The following is a 19,282-nucleotide window of genomic DNA, read 5'->3' as shown; positions in this document are numbered from 1 at the left end:
TGGGCCGTCAATACGGCCGCGCCAAGCCATGCGACCCGCCCTGCATGGAAGGCCCGGGCACTAGCCGCGCGGCTGGTCCTGGCCGGCGGAACGCTGACCCTGGTGCTGGCGCCGCGCCGCCCGCACCCGGCTGGCCAGCGCCCTTCCCCATGGCCCGCCCGTGCCGCTCAGCCGGCCGGCGATGCTGCCGCGTGGGCGCCGCCCTTCCTGCCCGGCGCCGGCCGCCAACAGCATCCACATGTAGGCGCGTAGCGGGTCGCGCTCGACGCCGCGCCCGCTGTTGACCATGCCGCCCAGGTTGTACTGGGCCAGGGCATGGCCCTGTTCGGCGGCCTGGCGGTACCAGTAGGTGGCAAGGGTGTCGTCGTGCGGCACGCCCTGGCCGTTGGCGTACAGGACGCCGAGGTTGTTCTGGGCGCTGGCGTCGCCCTGCTGGGCCGCGCGCCGGTACCATTCGGCGGCGCGCGCCTCGTCGCGCGGCACGCCGTCGCCCTTGGCGTACATGACCCCGAGGCTGAACTGGGCGTTGGCCGCGCCTTGCTCGGCGGCGCGCAGGTAGCATTCGAGCGCGCGCGCCGGGTCGCGCCGGGCGCCGCGGCCGGTGGCGTACATGACGCCGGCGCAGTAATGGGCCTGGGCGTGACCGCGCGCCGCCGCGCGCAGGAAGCACTCGAGGGCCTGGGCGTCGCCGCCGCTGCCGTGGCCGGCCGCGACCAGGGTGCCGAGGGCGTACTCGGCTTCGGTGTCGTGCTGGTCGGCGGCGCGCTTGAGCCAGGCGACGGCGCGGTCCGGGTCGGTCGGCACGCCCTGGCCGTGGGCGTAGGCCAATCCGAGGAAGCGCTGAGCCGACGCGATGTTCTGCGCCGCCGCCTGGCGGAACCAGCAGACGGCCTGGGCCTCGTCGGCCTCGACGCCGTCGCCGCGCCGGTACATGAGCGCGAGGTTGAGCTGGGCCGGGCCGTGCCCCTGGCGCGCGGCCTTGCGGAACCAGGCCATGGCAAGCGGATGGCTCACCGGCGCGCCCATGCCCTGCAGGTAGCACTCGCCCAGCAGGTTCTGGGCGCTGGCCAGGCCCTGCTCGGCGGCGCGGTAGAACCAGCCGAAGGCGACTTCGTGGGATTGGGGTACGCCGCGCCCCTTGCGGAAGAGCTGTCCCAGGTTTTGCTGGGCCGCGGGGTCGCCCTGGGCGGCGGCGCGCCCGAACCAGAGGGCGGCGAGTTCGTCGCTGCGCGGGGCGCCACGGCCGTTGCAGTACATGGCGCCGAGGTGGTTCTGGGCGGCTGCCAGGCCCTGGCGGGCGGCGCGCTGCATCCATTCGAGGGCGCGGACGTCGTCGCGCTCGACGGCCTCGCCATGCTTGTAAAGCAGGCCAAGGTTGAACTGCGCGTAGGGGTCGCCGCCCTCGGCGGCAGGCAGGAACCACTGGAAGACTTCGACCCCCTCGCGGGCAGCGTTCTGGCGATTCATCCCTACCCCCTTGCGGCCCTGGCGCCGTTCAACAAGGCGGATAAAAGAATCATCCGCCGTTGTTAAAATTTTAAGGAGTGCGACCTATCAGCGGTTTGCGTCCGCACAATCGTGGAGACGCGACAAGATTACGAATGCGTGTTACGAATCGCTCCGGATGGGCGTGGACCGGCAGCGTAGACGCAGATGGCGAGCACAGCCAGGCACCAGACAATCAGCGCACCCGACGGCAGGTCGAGCAGCACCGACAGCACCAGCCCGATGCCGTAGCCACCGACGCCCACCAGGTAGGCGAAGGGCAGCTTGCGGCGCTCCGCATAGTGGCGCACCGCAAGGCTCGGCACGATCAGGCTGGCGAACACCAGGTAGACGCCCACCAGCTGCACCGAGGCGGTCACGGCCAGCGCGAACACCAGGTAGAAGCCGAGGCGGCCCAGGCGCTCGCCGAACAGGACCAGCAGCCCCAGGATGATGAGCGCGCCCAGCGCCGGCATCGCCAGCTGTCCGTAGCTGACCCACAGGATCTGCCCGGCCAGCAGGTCCTGCATGTGCTCGCCCCCGTGCGGGTTGTGCGCCACCAGCAGCAGGCCGGCGGTGGCGGCCAGCACGAACAGCACGCCGATCTGGGCTTCCTGCACGTCGGGCCAGCGCTTTTCGGTCCAGGTCAGCAGCAATGCCCCGAGCACGGCGGCGACGCCGGCCGCCACCTGCACGGTCCAGCCGGCGGGATCGAGCCCGGCGGCGCCGGCCACGATCACCCCCAGGGCCGCGATCTGCGCGATCGCCAGGTCGATGAACACGATGCCGCGCCGTAGCACCTGGGCGCCGAGCGGAATGTGAGTAGCGAGCACCAGCAGGCCGGCCAGGAAGGCCGGCAGTACGATCATGAAGTCGAAACCTTCCATGTTTATTTCGCCGCTCCGCTATTGGCCGCGGTGAGACGCGCAACCGTGGTGTCGAACAGGGCGAACAGGTTGCCCGACTGCGCGTCGGCGCCCACCGTGTAGGGCACCACGACCGCCGGAATGTGCGCGCGCTCGGACAGCCAGGCGGACGCACGCGGGTCCTGGTAGGCCGCGCGCAGCACCATCTTGGCCGGCTTGCCCTGCAGTTGCTGCAGCAGGCCACCCAGGTGGGCGGCGCTCGGCTCCACGCCCGGCTTGGCTTCCAGCGTGCCCACCGAGCTCATGCCCAGCCAGTTCAGCAGGTAGCTCATGTTCTTGTGGTGCTCGACCACGGTGGCGCCACGCAGCAGCGCGGCGGCCTGTTCCCACTTGCGCATGGCGGCGTTCCAGCGCGCCGAAAAGTCAGCCTGGCGCGACTGGTAATAGGCGGCGTTGGCCGGATCGATCTCGCCCAGGCGCTTGGCCAGCGCGGTGCTGACGATCGCGATGTTGTGCGGGTTCAGGTGCACGTGCGGATTGCCATAGGCGTGCACGTCGCCTTCGGCGCGGTCGAGGCGCGCCGGCACATCAAGGCGCGGCACGAAGGTCCCGGCTTCGAAGTAGCCGGGCCGGCCGCGTTCGAGCTTGTCGTTGCCCGACTGCTGGACCAGCAGCGGCAGCCAGCCGACTTCCAGGTCCAGGCCCGTGCAGACCAGCAGGTCGGCGTTGCGGGTGCGCGCGATCAGGCCTGGGCGCGCTTCGACGCGGTGCGGATCCTGCAGGGCGGTGGTGGCGCTCGAGGCGCTTACCTTGTCGCCGCCCAGTTCCTGGACCAGGGCCTGCCATTCCGGCTCGCAGGTCAGGACGTTCACGGCGGCGTGGGCGGAGCCAGCTGCCAACAGGGCGGCGGCGAAGAGAGTGTGGTGGATGCGGGTCATGGCATGCTCCTCAGAAGTTGTGCGCGGCGTGGGCGCCGAGGCTCATGATGTACTGCAGGTACACCTGCTTGTCTTTCACGTCGGGACGCGACTGGTCACGCCCGATCTGCAGGCGCAGGCGCGAGAACTCGGACGGGCTGTAGTCGACCATCACACTGGTGCGACGCGGGTTGTAGGCAACCAGCGAGGGGAAGGCGTCAGGCGTGAGCACGCCATCGTCCAGCAGGCCGATGCGGGTGCTGCCGCTCGACAGGCGGTCGTGGCGCAGGCCCGCGCGCCAGTTCGGCGTGAACTGGTAGACGCCCTGCAGGTACCAGCCGGACTGGCGGCTGCGGTAGCCGCCCTCCTCGTCCAGCGCGGCCAGGCGTCCCGATTCGCGGCGCTGCATCCATTCGCCCTGCAGCTTGAAGTTCTGCTGGGTCGGATTGCCGTTCGGCGCCCACTTCCAGACACCGTCCGCCACCACGACCTGGGAGCGGCCGCTGAAGGCTGCCGGGATGCCCTCGTCCTCGTAGCCACGCTCGCCGGCGCGGGTGCGCAGGTAGGACAGGCCGGCGCGCCAGCTCGACGAGCTGCCGATGTCGCCGCCGGCGTGGGCAAAGACGGTAGCGGCCCCGGCGCCGTTCTTGTTGCGGTCATTGCCGGGGAAGTTGCGGCCGCTGGCCAGTTCGGCGCCCAGTTCCAGGAAAGTGTCCGTGGGCGCCAGCCAGCGCGCCTGGATCCCGTCCGGCTTGTACTGGCCACCGAAGAAGGCCTGGTAGGCGTAAGGTGCGTCGACGAAGTCCCAGGTGTGGGCGTGCTGGCTATTCAGGTAACCGATGCCGGACATGAAGCGGCCGGCCTTGATGTTCAGCCCATTGCCGAGCGCGCGGGTGCGGATATAGGCTTCCTCGACCTCGATTTCGTTCTCGCCGGTGATGGCGAAGGTGGCCTGGCCGGCGAAGCTCGGGTCGATGTTGGCCGAGATGGTCATCTCGGATTCGCCCAGGTTGAAGCTGCGCGCGCCGGGACCGATTTCGCCTTCCGGCGGCACGAAGCCCTGCAAGCGCCAGGCGCCCGGGTCCTTCGACAGGTTCGAAAGGGTGCCGCCCAGCACCAGCGAGATCGCCGGATTGAAGGCGTTGTCGCCGCTGGCGGCGGGCGCCGCGACCGGGGCCGCGGGTGCGGCGGGGGCCTGCGCCGCTGCGGCCACATTCTGGGCCTGGGCCACGGCGGCCTGCGCTTCCTGCAGGCGTTGCTCGAGGGCCTGCAGCCGGGCCTCGTAGCTGTCCTTCATTTCCTTGATCTGGGCGCGGATCGCGGCCAGTTCCTTCTCGTTGGCTGCCGGTTCGGCGGCGTGGGCAAACGGGCTTGCGGCAAAGGCGGCAGCCATCGCCGCAGTCAACGCGGTGTTCTTCAACATGGATCGTCCGGTTCGGATAGGGATAGGCGAACGCGCCCGCGGCGATGCCGGCGGGAGTGTTCAGGCTAAGCGGGATCTATCCGAGGACGGGCGGTGCGCGCGAATCGTAGGCGCGCGTCGTATGGAGGCGCCAGACATGGCCGGCGACGTCGAGCGCCAGCACGTCGCCCATCTCGGGCGGCACGAACTGGCGCGGGGAATTGGCAAGCGGGGCGGCAAGCTGGGCCAGCCCGAGACACTGGGCGCAGCTACGGTCCTGGGCAAAGGCGCTGGACAGCTCGGAGTCGCCCGCCAGCTTCTGGGCCGCGGGGCCGCCCAGCTGGCTGGTCCAGTGGCTCAGCGCGTGCGACATCGCCATCTGCTGCGACAGCAGCAGCACCAGCGACAGGAGCACACGGAACACGGAGCGGCGAATCATGATGCCCGCATTCTAATGCGATTGTGACAGTTGTGTAAGACTTTTTGCTCAGGCCGCCTTCAGCTGGGCTTCCCTGCGCTCGCGTTCCAGGCTAGCGTATTTATCCAGGAAGACCGGTACCTTGGCCGCCGCCAGCTTGTTGACCGAGACCAGCAGGTCGGGCGCCACCCGCTGCAGGCCATGCGAGTTTCCGAGCTGGCGCGCCGCATGCAGCAGCACTTCCGCGGCGACTTCGGCATCGGCCTCGGCCCGGTGGGCGGTGCCGCGGAATTGGATGCCCAGGCGGCTGGACAGGTTGCCGAGCTTGTAGCTGGGCAGGCCCGGGAACAGGCGGCGCGACAGCTTCAGCGAGCACACCAGGCCGCAATGGCCGGTCGGACGGCCGATGCGCCAGCCTTCGGCCTTCAGGAACTTCTCGTCGAAGCTGGCATTGTGGGCCGACAGCATGTCGCCGCCGATGAAGTCGAGCAGCTCGGCCACCACCTTCTGGCTCGGCGGCGCGGTATCGACCATGTCCTGGGTGATGCCGGTCAGCTGGGTGATGAAGGATGGGATGCGCACCCCGCAGTTGACCAGCGAGACGTAGCGCTCGCGGATCTCGCCGCCGACGATGCGCAGCGCGGCGACTTCGGTGATGCGGTCGCCCATCTCGGGCGACAGGCCGGTGGTCTCGAAGTCGAGCATCACGATCGGGCGTTCAAACACACTCATGGGCTATCCTCAATGTTGATGCCGCTCAGCCGAATTTGCGCAGCGCGTCCAGGGCCAGCCCGGCGCCGATGCTGCCGAACAGGTCGCCCTCGACCTTGCGCGCACGCGGCACCAGCGCGGCGATGCCTTCGCGCAGCAGCGACACGCCGCTCGAACCGCCCGTAAAGAATACCGTATCCACCGCATCCGGCTCCACCCCCGCTTCGGAAAACAGGCGCAGCACCGTGGCCCCGACGCTGTCGACCAGCTGGGCGATCGCTTCCTCGAAGCCTTCACGCGTCAGCAGCAGCGATTCGGGCGGGGCAAGCCGGTCCAGCGCCAAAGTGACGCTGGGGCTGCCGGACAGCCCGATCTTGGCCGCCTCGACCTGGATCGCCAGCCAGTGGCCGGCGCGCTCGTCGATCAGCTGCTGCAGGCGCGCCATCCTGGCCGGTTCGGCGGCGTCGCGCACCAGGTCGGCCAGCTGGGCGATGTTCTTGCGGGTGTAGGCCTGGTTGATGGTGTGCCAGGTGGCCAGGTTGAAGTAATAGCTGGACGGGATCGCGGCCCCCGACAGCAGCGTGCTGCCGTAGCCGAGCAGCGGCATCACGCTGGCCAGGCTCAGGTACTTGTCGAAATCGGTGCCGCCGATGTGCACGCCGCCGTTGGCGAGGATGTCCTCGCGCCGTTCGACCCGCCCGGCGCGCTCGGGACCGAGGCGTACCAGCGAGAAGTCCGAAGTACCGCCGCCGATGTCGGCAATGAGGACCAGTTCCTCGCGCTCGATGCGCGATTCGTAATCGAAAGCGGCGGCGATCGGCTCGTACTGGAAGCTCACCTCGCGGAAGCCCACCGAACGGGCCACTTCTTCCAGCGTGTCCTGGGCGCGGCGGTCGGCGTCGACGTCGTCGTCGATGAAATACACGGGACGGCCCAGCACGGCGCTGCCGAACTCGCGTCCGGCCTGGCGTTCGGCGCGGCGCTTGACCTCGCCGATGAACTGGGCCAACAGGCCCTTGAACGGCAGCGCGCGCCCGGCCACTTCGGTCTGGCCGTCGATCAGGCTGGTGCCGAGCAGGCTTTTCAGGGAGCGCATCAGGCGGCCCTCATAGCCTTCCAGGTACTCGGCCAGCGCGGCGCGCCCGTAGCTCACCTGGTCGTCGTCCGCGTTGAAGAACACGACCGAGGGCAGGGTCGCCTTGCCGTCCTCGAGCGCGAGCAGCGCGCTGCTGCCGGGCTGCGCACTGCTGCCGGAGAGCCAGCCGACGGTGGAATTGGACGTGCCGAAGTCAACGCCGCAAGCGAGCGCCATAAGAACCTTTTCATTGGGAGGGGCGGTATGGTAACAGATAACCAGCGGCATGGAATCCCCGGGCGTTCCATTTTTCCCGCTTGTGGCAAACTGGCATACACGGTATTGACAGCCCATCAATCCATGGACCCGCACCCTTCCGAATGGCTCATGAAGCGCAACTGCTCGCTGACGCCGCGCCAGGCGCTGGCGGTCTACGCGCTGCTGTGCACGGCCACGCTCGGCATTGCACTGATCTTTACCCTGCGCGGCGCCTGGATGGTGCTGGCCTTCGCCCTGATCGAGACCACGGCGGTGGGCGCCGCCCTGCTCCACTACTGCCGCCACGCCCTCGACCACGAGCGCATCCGCCTGCAGGAAGGCTGCCTGCTGGTCGAGCGCGCCGACGGCACGCGCCACCTGGAGGTCAAGCTCGATCCCAGCCATGCGCGGGTCAGCCTGCCGGATGCCGGCATACGCACCCTGGTCCTGATCGAGGCGCGCGGCGTGCGCGTCGAGATTGGGCGTTTTCTGACACCTTCGGCGCGCCTGGAACTTGTCTCCGCCCTGCGGCGCGCCCTGGGCGGCGCCTCCCTCCTGTATACGGCCCCGGGCCGTCCCCTGTAAGCAACTTCTTACACAAGCACGGCAACGGTACCGATATGGTGCATGCGCGCTGGCACGGATAATGCAGGTCTTAACTGCGTGACAACAAACGCATAGTGCAACGCACCACAACAAGGATTACATGAGCAACATGCATCAGGCTGGCGCTGTCGTCGTACACGGCGGCGCGGGCGCACCGAAGGAGAACGAAGATGGCTGCGTGCTGGCCGCGCGCCGCGCGCTGGGCCAGCTCGAAGTCAACGGCGACGCCCTCGATGCCGCCATTATCGCCGTTACCACCCTGGAAGACGACGGCCGCTTCAACGCCGGCTGCGGCGCCACCCTGGGCCTGGATGGCGAGACCATCGAGATGGACGCCTCGATCATGGATACCCGCGGCAAGCTGGGCGCCGTGGCCTGCGTACGCGACGTGAAGAACCCGGTCAAGCTGGCGCGCGCGATCGCCGATACCCCGCACGTGATGCTGGCCGGCGAAGGCGCCACGCGCCTGGCCCGTACCCTTGGCATGCCCGCCAGCGCGCCGATCTCGGAGCGCCAGCGCAACGACCACCGCAAGCTGATGCAGGAGCTGAGCGGTTCGGTGCCCCTGATGCCGGGCATCGACAACCGCCTGTTCGATCGCTTCTGGAACTACAAGACCCCACTGCAGCTGCCCAAGTCGAGCGCCTGCGACACCGTCGGCGCCGTGGTGCGCGGCCCGGACGGCCACTTCGCGGTAGCGTGCTCCACCGGCGGCTCCGCTCCCAGCCTGCTGGGACGCGTGGGCGACAGCCCGATCATCGGCAGCGGCTTTTATGCCGGCTCGCTGGGCGCCATCGCCGCCACCGGCATCGGCGAACACATCGTGCGCCACCTGCTGGCGCGCACGGTCTACGGCTGGATCGAACACGGCATGTCGCTCGAGGAAGCCCTCAAGCGCGGTGTCGAGCTGTTCGACAAGGACGTCGACGTCGGCCTGATCGGCGTCACCCGTACGGAGGCCGGCGCCTACTGCAACCAGGGCATGCCCTATTCGAAAATGACCCAACGGTAAACCATGAGCGAACAGGAACAGAAGAACGGCCACCTCGTCATCATCGGCGGCCACGAGGACCGCAAGCGCGAGATGGAAATCCTGACGCGTTTCGTTGAACTGGCCGGCGGCGCCGACGCGAACATCGTCGTGATCACCGCCGCCAGCACCATCGCCGACGAGATGTGGGGCATCTATGACGAGGCCTTCGGCACGCTTGGCGTCGAGCGCCGCCGCCACGTCCAGGTGACCAGCCGTCAGGACGCCAACAGCGAGGAATTCGTGCGCCTGGTCGACGAGGCTACCGGCATCTTCATGACCGGCGGCGACCAGAAGCGCCTGCTGGCCCTGATCGGCGGCAGTGCCCTGGACGCCGCGATGCACGTCGCGCTCAAGGTGCGCGGCGCCACCATCGGCGGCACCAGCGCCGGGGCGTCGGCCATGTCGGGCCACATGCTGGCCCAGGGCCGCGCCGAGATCCTGCCCGAAAAAGGCTCGGTGAGCCTGGGCGCGGGCCTCGGCTTCCTGCACCGCGTGGTGGTCGACCAGCACTTCTCGGAACGCCAGCGCCTCTCGCGCCTGCTCAGCGTGGTGGCCCAGAACCCGTATTTGCAGGGCATCGGCATCGACGAGGACACCGCCCTGGTGGTGGACATCGGCTCCGGCATCGAAGTGCTGGGCCAGGGCGCCGTCACCATCGTCGATGGCCGCACCATGATCACCAACGTGGCCGACATCAAGGACCGCGACACCCCGGAGCTGATCGACGTCCGCCTGCACCTGCTGCCGGCCGGCTCGAGCTACCGCCTGCCCGCCCCCGGCAGCGATCCGGCCAAGAGCCTGCCGCTGCCGCTGCTCGATTTTTTGGAAAATGTAACGAAACGGAACCCGATTTCATGAAAATCAAGGAAAAACGCCTGCTGCGCGGCCCCAACCTGTATGCCGGCAGCCCCTGCCTGATGGCAGTCATCGACGACGGCGCGACCAAAGCGGCCGGTTTCGCCGCCCGCCTGTTCGCCCTGCTGCCAGGCTTGCCGCCCGACGCCGCCGTGCGCCTGGCCGACGACGCCCTGCTGGTGGAGGCGGTCGAACCGGTCGTGATGGAACTCCAGCGCCTGGCCGGCGCTCCCGGCGGCGACGTCAAGGCCACCCTGGCGGTGCCGGGCGCCCCGCGCAGCCGCCGCGTGGTGTGCGGCTACGGCATCGAACAGGTCGCCACCGCGTCGCTGCGCATCGCGCTCGACCTGGTCCATGCACTGGCCGAAGACCGCGGCTATGAGCTCGAGGCCGCCCTGCGCGAACTGCGCGAGACTGCCGAAGACTATGCGATCGGCACCAGCACCAATGCGGTGGTGCAGGCAGCCTTGCGCCGCGGCATCCCGGCGCTGCGCCTCACCGACGAAGCCAATCTGTTCCAGCTGGGCTGGGGCAGCCGCCAGAAGCGCCTGCAGGCGACCGTCACCGGCGCCACCAACTCGATCGCGGTCGGCATCGCCAGCGACAAGCAGCTGACCAAGGCCCTGCTGGAAGCGGCCGGCGTGCCGGTGCCGCAAGGTTCCACCGTTCGTACCGAGGAAGAAGCCCTGCGCGCGGCGCGCCGCCTGAACGGCGCAGCCACGGTCAAGCCGCTCGACGGCAACCAGGGCAAGGGTGTGACCACCAACTGCGCCACGCCTGAAGAAGTGGCGCGCGCCTTCGCCCACGCGCGCAACTATGGCCGCAAGATCATCGTCGAAGAGCACCTGGAGGGCCGCGACTACCGCGTTCTGGTGACGGGCCGCAAGATTGCCGCCGCCTCCTGGCGGCGTCCACCCTGTGTCGTCGGCGACGGCCATTCGACCATCCGCGCCCTGGTCGAGACCGAGAACCGCAACCCGGCGCGCGGCGAGGGTCACACCAACATCCTCACCAAGATCCCGATGGACGCGCTGGCCGAGGAAACCCTGGCCAAGCAGGGCTACGACTTCGACACCGTGCTCGATGCGGGCGTGAGCGCCGACCTGCGCGGCAACGCCAACCTGTCCACCGGCGGCACCGCCGAAGACGTGACCGACTTGCTGCCGGAAGAGACGCGCGACATCTGCATCCGCGCGGCGCGCACCATCGGCCTGGACGTGGCTGGCATCGATATCGTCTGCCAGGACATCTCGAAGCCCCTGCGCGCGCAGCGCGGCGGCATCATCGAAGTCAACGCGGCGCCCGGCATCCGCATGCACCAGTATCCGAGCCGCGGCACCCCGCGCGACGCCGGCGCTGCCATCGTCGACGCCCTGTTCGGCGAGTGCGACGGCCGCATCCCGACCGTGGCCATCACCGGCACCAACGGCAAGACCACGACTTCGCTGCTGATCGCCCATGCCACCCGCCTGGCGGGCCTGCGCACCGGCGTGACCACCACCGAAGGCGTATACGTCGACGGCGCCCCGACCATGAAGGGCGACTGCACCGGCTACCACTCGGCGCGCAGCGTGCTGTCCGACCCCTGCGTCGATTTCGCGGTGCTGGAAACGGCGCGCGGCGGCATCCTCAAGCGCGGCCTGGCCTATGACCGGGTCGACGTGTCGGTGGTGCTGAACGTGTCCAGCGACCACCTGGGCCTGGACGGCGTCGAAACCCTGGACGACCTGGCCAAGGTCAAGGCGGTGGTGGCGGGGCGCGCCTCGCGCGCCGTGGTGCTCAATGCCGAGGATGACTACTGCGTGGCGATGGCCGAATCCTTGCGCGATGGCGTGGAGATCATCTACTTCGCCCTCGACGCCGACAACCCGGTGCTGCTGCGCCATCTGGAGAACGGCGGGCGCGCACTCTACCTGCAGGACCATACGCTGGTGCTGGCCAACGGCGTGCGCCACGAGGCCCTGCTCGACGCGCGCGACATGCCGGTCTCGCTGGGCGGTGCGGCGCGCTTCAACATCGCCAATGCCCTGGCTGCGGCGGGCGCCCTCACCGCTCATGGTTTCGGCAACGCCGAGATTGCGGAAGGCTTGAAGAGCTTCGTGTCCGACGCCAAGCACAACCCGATCCGTTCCAACGTGTTCGACGTCGACGGCGTCACCGTGATCGTCGACTACGCCCACAACTGCGCCGCCTATGCGGCTCTGGCCGAAAGCGCGCGCGCCATGAGCGCCGGCCGCCTGGTCGGTGTGGTGGCGGCGCCGGGCGATCGACGCGACGCCGACCTCATCGACATCGGCCGCACCTGCGCCGCCGGCTTCGACGACCTGGTGGTGTTCGAGACCGAGAACCGCGGCCGCCCGCAGGGCGAGACCGCCACGCTGCTGGTGCGCGGCGCCAAGCTGGGCAAGCTGGCCGACGATTCGCTGAGCGTGGTGCTGGACTCGCGCCAGGCGATCCGCCACGGCCTGTCGCTGTGCCAGCCGGGCGACGTGCTGGTGTTCGGCTGCGGCACCACCCTGTCCGAGCTGACCGATGCGATTCGCCCGGACAAGCCGGAACTGGCGCGCAAGATCGAGACCGAAGCGATCTGACCCACCTGTCGCGGAAATGCCAAAACGCCCCTTCCACGGGGCGTTTTTACTTAGATCACCCTTAAATCGATAGTGAACTGGCCATTTATGCGCTCATCTTTTGCATTTCGTTACAAATTGCTATTTTAATGCGCGCGTTCAACTGTTACCTTGCTCATCCATAAACCGGCCTGCTCCCAACGACAGCGGACCGGCCCGAATTCGGAAGGACCAGGTAATGCAAAAAGTGTTGGCCGTTCTCTTCGCAGGTTTGATCGCCGCCGGCGCCGTCCAGGCGGCCGAACCGGTGCGCACCGCCCCGCAGGCCTATGCGGGCGCGGGCGAGTCAGGCGTGGACTACGTCGGCGCCGCCACCAAGGCCAGCCCGAAAGTCTTCGCCGGCTACCAGCTCAAGCCGCAGCTCGCGCTGGAAGGCGGCGCCGTGGACCTGAAGAACGGCTATGGCATGTACATTGCCGTCAAGCCGAGCGTGCCGCTCACCGAGAAGCTGTCGGCCTATGGCAAGGTGGGCGTGGGCCAGACCCGCCGCCAGGCGCTGCCGGTGCCCACGGCCCTCGGCAAGAAGACCGATACCGGCGCCTACGGCGCCTTCGGCCTGCAGTACTCGATCACCCCGAACGCGGCCGTCACGCTCGAAGTCGAACGCCTGCCGCGCGAAAAGCCGAGCGCGCTCAAGCCGAACGTGTTTACCCTGGCCCTGCAGTTCCTGTTCTGATCCTTCGATAGAAGTCGAAATGCCGGTCAGCCACGCTGACCGGCATTTTTCATTCCACCCTCACTTTTTCAGGTGCTTGTCGAGGAAGGCCAGGATCTTCGCACTGGCCTCAATCTGGTTCTTCTTCTTGGAGAAGCCATGCCCTTCGTCCGGGAACACGACATACTCCACTTCCACCCCGTTCTTGCGCACGCCTTCGACGATCTCGTCGCTCTCCGGCTTGATTACGCGCGGATCGTTCGCCCCCTGGATGACCATGAGCGGCTTGCGGATGTTCGCCGCGTGGAACAGCGGTGAGGTCGCAACCAGGAACTCCTTGTCCTTCACCGGATCGCCGATCTCGTCGTACAGCGCCTTGCGCTGCGCTTCCCAGTAAGGCGGAATGCTCTCCAGGGTGCGCACCCAGTTGCTCACGCCGAAGATGTCGATGCCGACCTTGAAGGCCTCCGGCCGGAAGGCCATCGCCGCCAGGGTCATGTAGCCGCCGTAGCTGCCGCCCATGATCGCCACGCGTTCCGGATCGATGTAGCCGAGGCTGGCCAGCCAGGTCTTGGCCTCGACGCAGTCCCACAGCGGCTCGCGGCCATGCTTGCGGTCGTCGGCGGTGAAGAAGGTCTTGCCGTAGCCCGAGCTGCCGCGGTTGTTGATGCCCAGGACTGCGTAACCGTGGTTGACCAGGTACTGGATCTGGGCGTTGTAGCCGCGCGTGGTCTGGCCGCCCGGTCCGCCGTGCACGTAGACGATGGCGGGCACCTTGCTGCTGGAGGATGCGCCCTTCGGCTTGTAGTAGATCGACGGGATTACCATGCCGTCGAACGAACGGAAGCGCACCACTTCGGCTTCGACCAGGTCGTTCGGATCGATTTCCTTGTTCAGGCTCCGGGTCAGCTGGGTGGTCTTCTTGCTGCCGAAGTCGTGCACGTACAGGTTGCTCGGCGAGCGGTCGCCGTTGAGATAGAACGCGACCAGGCGGCCGCTCGGCGAGAAGGTGGTCTGGCGGATTTCGCCGCCCGGCAGCTTGGGCATCGCCACCGGCTTGCCCGCCGCGTCAACCACACGCACGTCGATGCTGCCGTCACGATTGACCACGCTCACCCGGTGCTGGCCGTTGCGCGAATAGCTCGCGCCCAGCAGGTCCCAGTCGGCCTTTTCGACGTCCGCCACCTGGCCGCTGGCGAGGTCGTAGCTGGCGATGCGGGTGAATTCGCCGCCGTCGTTGGTGGTGAACAGCAGGCGCTTCGATTCCGGATCGAAGGTCGAGGCCGAATGGCTGGCGGTGCCCTTGTGCGGCGTGATGTGCTTCATCTCGCGCGTGCCCACGTTGTAGAGGTAGACGTCGCTGTCGGCCGTGGTGTTGGGCTTGTCGAAGGCCAGCCACTTGCCGTCGCGGCTGATGCTCGAGACGTTCATGCCGCTCTCGTTCTGGTACACGGTGCTGCGCTTGTAGTCCTTGGCGTCGTAAAGGTAAAGGTCGAAGAACTTCGGATCGCGCTCGTTGGTCAGGACATAGAAACCGCTGCCGTCGGGGCGCCAGCCGGCGAACATCGCGCGGTGCTTGTCGCCCGGGGTCAGGTCGGTTTCCTTGCCGTCGAGTTCACGCACGAACACGTGGTTGCGCTCATTGCCGCCGCTGTCGCGCGTGAACAGCACGCGGTCGTCGTTGTAGAAGTAGCCGATGGCGTAGGTGCTATCTAGGGTCGAGCGGGTCAGCGCCACCGGCTGGCCGCCGCCGACGGGCATCGTGTAGACATTGAAGATGCCCGAGGCGTTGCTGCTGAAGAGGATGTTCTTCTCGTCCTTGCTGAACGAGGCGCCGGTGACCGAGGTCGTCGCCATGAACTGCTCGATGGTGTAGCGCTTGTGCGCCTTGGGGGCCTTCTCGACCTTGGCGGCAGGCACATTCGCCGCCGCCTGGGCTGGGGCAAAGGCGGCGTGCAGGCACAGGGCGAGCGCGGACAGGTGGACGACGGAACGGACCAGACGCATGGACTTCTCCATAGTGATTAAGTAATGCAACGAATCGAGTGTTGCAAAACTGAATAACCATGTCAACAAGCCGCCAAGCGCTTATGCGTGGCGGCTGGTCAATGCCTCATCACACCTGCGCCGCCACCAGGTCCGCGCTCTCCGGGTCGTTCACGCGCAGCGCATCGACGAACACCTGCAGCGAGGAGCCGCAAGCAAACACCATCACGTCGCCCGGACGACACAGGCTCAGCCCGTGGCGGATCGCCTCGCCTACTTCGATCACGCGGTGCAGGGTGTCGCTGATGCCGGCCGCTTCTTCCGCGCCGTCGAGGATCAGGTCTACCGCATCGCCCACCGCGCGGCCGCGGCTCTGCGATTCGTAGACCACCAGCTCGTCGAAGCGCGCGCCGCAGACGCGGCCGACGTCGCGCAGGTCTTCGTCGCGGCGGTCGCCCGGCGCGGTGACCACGCCCACCAGCTGGCCCGGGAGCAGCGCGCGCGCCATTTCCGCCATCGCCTTGTAGGCGGCCGGGTTGTGCGCATAGTCGACGATCACGGTCACGCCGCGGATGTCGAACATGTTCGTGCGCAGCGGATTGGTGCGGCCGTTCGACACAAAGGTCGACAAGCCGGTGGCGATCTGCAGGTTGGTGAAGCTGGATGCCATCAGCGCTGCTGCCGCGGCCAGGGCGTTGGCGATGTTGAAGCGCGCGCGCCCGCCGAAGGCGACCGGCATGCTCTCGACGCGCAGCAGTTCCTGGTGCAGTTGACCGTCGGCGACCACCACCGCATTGTCCTGCAGGTAGACGCCGCGCCCGCCGTCTTCCAGGTGCTGCAGGAAGACCGGGTTTTCCGCGTCCATCGAGAAGTAGACGATTTCCGCTTCCGGCTTGGCCCTGCGCCCCATGGCCACGCACAGCGGGTCTTCGGCATTCAGCACCACGGCTCTCGAGGCGGAGGTGGCGACCACCGCCTTCACCTGGGCCAGGTCTTCCACCGTATCCACGCCATCCAGACCCAGGTGGTCGGCGGCGATGTTCAGCACCACGCCGACGTCGCAGCGATCGAACGCCAGGCCGCGCTTGAGGATGCCGCCGCGCGCCGTCTCCAGCACCGCGAACTCGACGTCGGGCGAACCGAGCACGGTGCGCGCCGACCAGTAGCCGGTGCAGTCGCCCTTGGCCACCTGCTTGCCGTCGATGAAGACGCCTTCGGTGGTGGTCACGCCCGCCACCTTGCCCGCCATGCGCACGGTGTGCGCGATCAGCAGCGTGGTGGTGGTCTTGCCGTTGGTGCCGGTCACGGCCACGGTCGGGATGCGCCCGTCCGACTCGCCCATCAGGCCCTGCACGATGGCTTCACCGGCGTCGCGCGGCTTGCCGCTGCTGGGGTGCTGGTGCATGCGGATGCCGGGCGCCGCGTTGACTTCGATGACGGCGCCGCGCTGGGCGTCGAGCGGCAGCGCGATATCGCGGCAGACGATGTCGATGCCCGCGACGTCGAGGCCGATCTTGGCGGCCGCGCGCACGCACAGCAGGTGGGTCGATTCCGGCAGCAGGTCGGTCACGTCCTCCGCGGTGCCGCCGGTGGAGAGATTCGCGTTGCCGCGCAGTTCGGCGCTGACGCCCGTCGGCAGCACGCTGTCGAAGTCGAAGCCTTGCTTGCTCAGCATGTCGGCGGCGTGGTCGTCGAGCGAGATCCTGGTCAGGATATTAGTGTGGCCGACGCCGCGCGCCGGGTTCTCGTTCTCGCGCTCGACCAGCTCGCGCACGGTCGAGACGCCGTCGCCCACCACGTGGGCCGGGCGGCGGTACGATGCGGCGGCCACCTTGCCGCCGGCGACCAGCACGCGGTAGTCGCGGCCCTCGACGAAGCGTTCGACGATGATGCGGCGGCCGTACTGGCGCGCGAAATCGAAGGCGCGCGCCACCTGCTCAGGCTCGCGGCAGTCGACCGTGACGCCCTTGCCCTGGTTGCCGTCGAGCGGCTTGAGCGTGACCGACGCCTTCATGCGGCTTGCTGCCCGCTGGGCGTCTTCCACGTTGGTGACGACCGAGCCTTCCGGCACCGGCACGCCGGCTTCCTTGAGCAGGGCCTTGGTCAGTTGCTTGTCGCTGGCGATCTTCACCGCGATGAAGCTGGTGTCGCCGGTGGTGGTGGCCTGCAGGCGCTTCTGCTTGACGCCCCAGCCCAGCAGGAACAGGTTGGCGTCCTCGGTGATGCGCTGGGTCGGGATGCCACGCTCGTGGGCCGCCATCAGCACCGCCGCGGTACTGGTGCCGATCGCATAGCGCGCGGCGATCTCGCGCAGCTCTTCGAGGCGCGGCGCCAGGTCGAAGTCTTCTTCGTTGCCCAGGCTGGTCACCAGGTCGACGGCCAGCTGGAAGGCCGGCTGCACCAGTTTCTCGGACTGGTAGGCGCAGACGATGCGGAACACGCCGGGACGGCCCGCGACCGGGCGCGTACGCCCGTAGCTAGCCGGAGCGCCGGCCTGGGTCTGCAGGTCGAGCGTGACCTGCTCGATCACGCGGCCCAGGTAGGTGCCTTCGCGCAGGCGCTGGGCGAAACCGCCGCGCTGGCCGATCGGCAGCAGCTGGCCTGCCAGCGAAGGCAGCGCCTCCAGCAGCGCTTCATTGAAACCGGGGATGTCTTTCGAGGAGACGCCATACAGCTCCTGCAGGTCGATCACGCTCAGCAGGCAGGGAGAATCGGCATGGACGTTCGGTCCACGCAAGAAGCGTTGTTCCAGGATTTGCACGAATAGATCCTTGTAATAATAATGATGTGCGCACCGGGCGGCTGCCCGGTGCGCGGGAAATCTGGTGCAGCCGGGCCCGGGGCTTCAGGCGTCGAACAGCTGCGTGTACATCCGGGTGGCCATCAGCCCCACCGCCGTATGGTGGATCTCGGGCGCCATCAGGCCGCCCAGCAGCTCCATGGCCTGCTGCTTGCCGGGCGCCGCGGCCACCTGCTCTTCCAGCAGCCGCAGTTCGTTGTCCGGCGCCTCCAGGCGTGGATGGCGGCGGATCAGGCCGCGCTCCGGGAAATGCTCGCTGCGGTCCTGCAGCTGGCCCAGGTTGTCCAGGGTGCGCTGGCGGGCGCGCCAGGTCAGCGCGCGCGGGCCATCGGCACGGCCGCCGTCCGGCTTGCTCGTGATCCAGTCGCGCAGCACCTGCTGCTCGTAGGCGCTGAAGACGCCGAACATCTCGGCCTTTTCGCCGTGCACCAGGCCCCAGAAGCGGCTGTGCTCGACCGCTTCGCCGCGCTTGATCCAGCCGGCCTTTTCCAGCGCCGCCAGGAAGTCGGGGATTTTCGCTGGGTCGCCCAACCAGTCGTTGACCGAGCGGCCCGCGACGCGGCAGTAATCCGAGTGCATGTTCTTGCCCACGCTGCTCTTGGCGGCGAGGATGTTCACCAGCTCGTCCTGCAGGTCGAACTCGGCGATGCTGGACGTAGTGCTGGCGCCGATGTCGTTCAGGCGGTAGCCATCCAGCACGCGGCGGTAGAAGGCCTCGCGGTCGCCCACGCGCGGCATCAGGTTCTTCAGCGCCTGCACCGCCTTCTGGGCATGGCCGCTGGCGGCATTGTCGACCGTGACGTGCAGGGTGAAGTAATACGGGTCGATGCCGAATTCGTTCAGTTCGTACGAGCTGATGAGCAGGTGCAGCGGCAGCTGCTCGTAGCCGAGGTTGTAGCCGATGACTTCCGGCAGGAAGTGCTCGACGTTGTGGCCCAACGCGAGCTGGATCGCCCCCTGCACGAAGTGGTCCTCGTCCAGGTTCTCCCAGCCGTCGCAACCGTGGGTCGCCAGCAGCTTCTGGTAGATGGTGACGTGGTTCTTGCTCGGTACGCCCTCGCCCAGCTCTTCCAGGTAGGTCTTGATCAGCTCGTGGTAGGCCGGGTTGTCCCAGTGCTTGAGCAGGCCATACAGCCAGGCGCCGTCGACCAGCTTGGTCGGGGCCACCGCCTTGATGAAGTACAGGGCGTGCGCGCGGCACGAAAAATAGCGGCGCGGCGCGCCATTCTTGCGTGCGGCCAGGTAGTCGCGGTACTGGGCGCCGACGGCGTCGGTACGTTCCTCGACCCAGGCCGAGAGTTCGGCGATCGAGGCCGGCAGGTCGGCCGGCAAGGCCTGCACGGCGGCGATCTGGTCCGCGAGATAGGCGCGCGCCTCGTCCGCATGCGCAGCCGGATTGTCGTACAGCGAGAAGTACAGGCGCTTCGAACGTGCGCGGGTGGCGCGAGCGCTCGGGGCCGCGACGTTCGTGGCGTCTGCTAACAGCATCGAATTCATGGTCGTGGAATGTGTCTTGAGTCTGATAGGACGATAGACAACATTATCCGGACTGAACTATTTACACGAAATCGGTAGCGGCGCTGTG

The 19,282-nt window shown here is 67.9% G+C and carries 15 protein-coding genes; 5 read left to right on the top strand and 10 right to left on the bottom strand.

Features of this window, described 5'->3' with window-relative positions:
* Nucleotides 1–60: 60 nt before the first annotated feature.
* The 7 genes from GV068_RS08320 to GV068_RS08290 all read right to left on the bottom strand — a co-directional run bounded on the left by GV068_RS08320 (nt 61) and on the right by GV068_RS08290 (nt 7,111).
* Nucleotides 61–1,467, bottom strand: a complete 1,407-nt coding sequence (locus tag GV068_RS08320) for a tetratricopeptide repeat protein (protein WP_159696879.1) — start codon at nt 1,465–1,467, stop codon at nt 61–63.
* A 128-nt stretch (nt 1,468–1,595) separates the two neighbouring features.
* On the bottom strand, nt 1,596–2,372 hold the full coding sequence (locus GV068_RS08315; protein ID WP_159696878.1) for a metal ABC transporter permease: 777 nt from the start codon (nt 2,370–2,372) through the stop codon (nt 1,596–1,598).
* A gap of 2 nt (nt 2,373–2,374) precedes the next feature.
* Entirely contained in the window at nt 2,375–3,289 is a 915-nt protein-coding gene (locus tag GV068_RS08310) for a metal ABC transporter solute-binding protein, Zn/Mn family (RefSeq protein WP_159696877.1), read from the bottom strand.
* A 10-nt stretch (nt 3,290–3,299) separates the two neighbouring features.
* Nucleotides 3,300–4,691, bottom strand: a complete 1,392-nt coding sequence (locus tag GV068_RS08305; RefSeq protein ID WP_159696876.1) for a hypothetical protein — start codon at nt 4,689–4,691, stop codon at nt 3,300–3,302.
* Between the two features lie 76 nt (nt 4,692–4,767).
* The gene (locus GV068_RS08300; protein WP_159696875.1) at nt 4,768–5,109 is read right to left on the bottom strand and encodes a hypothetical protein; all 342 of its coding nucleotides are present in this window, start codon (nt 5,107–5,109) and stop codon (nt 4,768–4,770) included.
* Nucleotides 5,110–5,157: 48 nt separating this feature from the next.
* Nucleotides 5,158–5,820 (bottom strand): PolC-type DNA polymerase III, encoded by a 663-nt coding sequence (locus GV068_RS08295; RefSeq protein WP_201303259.1) that lies wholly within the window; start codon nt 5,818–5,820, stop codon nt 5,158–5,160.
* Between the two features lie 25 nt (nt 5,821–5,845).
* Complete coding sequence (locus tag GV068_RS08290) at nt 5,846–7,111, bottom strand: Hsp70 family protein (RefSeq protein ID WP_159696874.1); 1,266 nt, start codon at nt 7,109–7,111, stop codon at nt 5,846–5,848.
* 150 nt (nt 7,112–7,261) lie between these two features.
* Between GV068_RS08290 and GV068_RS08285 the strand changes: the two genes are divergently transcribed.
* The 5 genes from GV068_RS08285 to GV068_RS08265 all read left to right on the top strand — a co-directional run bounded on the left by GV068_RS08285 (nt 7,262) and on the right by GV068_RS08265 (nt 12,932).
* Complete coding sequence (locus GV068_RS08285) at nt 7,262–7,717, top strand: DUF2244 domain-containing protein (RefSeq protein WP_159696873.1); 456 nt, start codon at nt 7,262–7,264, stop codon at nt 7,715–7,717.
* 121 nt (nt 7,718–7,838) lie between these two features.
* On the top strand, nt 7,839–8,750 hold the full coding sequence (locus GV068_RS08280; protein ID WP_159696872.1) for an isoaspartyl peptidase/L-asparaginase: 912 nt from the start codon (nt 7,839–7,841) through the stop codon (nt 8,748–8,750).
* 3 nt (nt 8,751–8,753) lie between these two features.
* Nucleotides 8,754–9,629, top strand: coding sequence for a cyanophycinase (locus GV068_RS08275; RefSeq protein ID WP_159696871.1), 876 nt, complete (start codon nt 8,754–8,756; stop codon nt 9,627–9,629).
* Nucleotides 9,626–12,217, top strand: coding sequence for a cyanophycin synthetase (gene cphA, locus GV068_RS08270; protein WP_159696870.1), 2,592 nt, complete (start codon nt 9,626–9,628; stop codon nt 12,215–12,217). Before GV068_RS08275 ends, cphA (GV068_RS08270) begins: the two co-directional genes overlap by 4 nt.
* A gap of 217 nt (nt 12,218–12,434) precedes the next feature.
* Complete coding sequence (locus GV068_RS08265) at nt 12,435–12,932, top strand: outer membrane beta-barrel protein (RefSeq protein ID WP_159696869.1); 498 nt, start codon at nt 12,435–12,437, stop codon at nt 12,930–12,932.
* Between the two features lie 60 nt (nt 12,933–12,992).
* Here GV068_RS08265 and GV068_RS08260 read toward each other — a convergent pair whose 3' ends face one another.
* From GV068_RS08260 to GV068_RS08250, 3 genes are all read right to left on the bottom strand, one after another.
* Complete coding sequence (locus GV068_RS08260) at nt 12,993–14,918, bottom strand: S9 family peptidase (RefSeq protein WP_159696868.1); 1,926 nt, start codon at nt 14,916–14,918, stop codon at nt 12,993–12,995.
* Nucleotides 14,919–15,027: 109 nt separating this feature from the next.
* Nucleotides 15,028–17,658, bottom strand: coding sequence for a cyanophycin synthetase (gene cphA / locus GV068_RS08255; RefSeq protein ID WP_159696867.1), 2,631 nt, complete (start codon nt 17,656–17,658; stop codon nt 15,028–15,030).
* A gap of 84 nt (nt 17,659–17,742) precedes the next feature.
* Entirely contained in the window at nt 17,743–19,185 is a 1,443-nt protein-coding gene (locus GV068_RS08250) for an iron-containing redox enzyme family protein (protein WP_308637034.1), read from the bottom strand.
* Nucleotides 19,186–19,282: the final 97 nt, after the last annotated feature.

This window comes from Massilia sp. 9I, assembly GCF_902506415.1.
Classification (GTDB): Bacteria; Pseudomonadota; Gammaproteobacteria; order Burkholderiales; family Burkholderiaceae_D; genus Telluria.
The sequence above is the reverse complement of the archived record's forward strand: the minus strand, read 5'-3'. Positions and strand labels throughout refer to the sequence as shown.

Coding starts and splice junctions, on each gene's coding strand:
- GV068_RS08280 (WP_159696872.1), top strand. CDS start 7,839: ATGAGCAACATGCATCAGGCTGGCGCTGTCGTCGTACACGGCGGCGCG.
- GV068_RS08300 (WP_159696875.1), bottom strand. CDS start 5,109: ATGATTCGCCGCTCCGTGTTCCGTGTGCTCCTGTCGCTGGTGCTGCTG.
- GV068_RS08265 (WP_159696869.1), top strand. CDS start 12,435: ATGCAAAAAGTGTTGGCCGTTCTCTTCGCAGGTTTGATCGCCGCCGGC.
- GV068_RS08260 (WP_159696868.1), bottom strand. CDS start 14,918: ATGCGTCTGGTCCGTTCCGTCGTCCACCTGTCCGCGCTCGCCCTGTGC.
- GV068_RS08305 (WP_159696876.1), bottom strand. CDS start 4,691: ATGTTGAAGAACACCGCGTTGACTGCGGCGATGGCTGCCGCCTTTGCC.
- GV068_RS08285 (WP_159696873.1), top strand. CDS start 7,262: ATGAAGCGCAACTGCTCGCTGACGCCGCGCCAGGCGCTGGCGGTCTAC.
- GV068_RS08310 (WP_159696877.1), bottom strand. CDS start 3,289: ATGACCCGCATCCACCACACTCTCTTCGCCGCCGCCCTGTTGGCAGCT.
- cphA (WP_159696870.1), top strand. CDS start 9,626: ATGAAAATCAAGGAAAAACGCCTGCTGCGCGGCCCCAACCTGTATGCC.
- GV068_RS08290 (WP_159696874.1), bottom strand. CDS start 7,111: ATGGCGCTCGCTTGCGGCGTTGACTTCGGCACGTCCAATTCCACCGTC.
- GV068_RS08315 (WP_159696878.1), bottom strand. CDS start 2,372: ATGGAAGGTTTCGACTTCATGATCGTACTGCCGGCCTTCCTGGCCGGC.
- GV068_RS08320 (WP_159696879.1), bottom strand. CDS start 1,467: ATGAATCGCCAGAACGCTGCCCGCGAGGGGGTCGAAGTCTTCCAGTGG.
- GV068_RS08295 (WP_201303259.1), bottom strand. CDS start 5,820: ATGAGTGTGTTTGAACGCCCGATCGTGATGCTCGACTTCGAGACCACC.
- GV068_RS08275 (WP_159696871.1), top strand. CDS start 8,754: ATGAGCGAACAGGAACAGAAGAACGGCCACCTCGTCATCATCGGCGGC.
- GV068_RS08250 (WP_308637034.1), bottom strand. CDS start 19,185: ATGCTGTTAGCAGACGCCACGAACGTCGCGGCCCCGAGCGCTCGCGCC.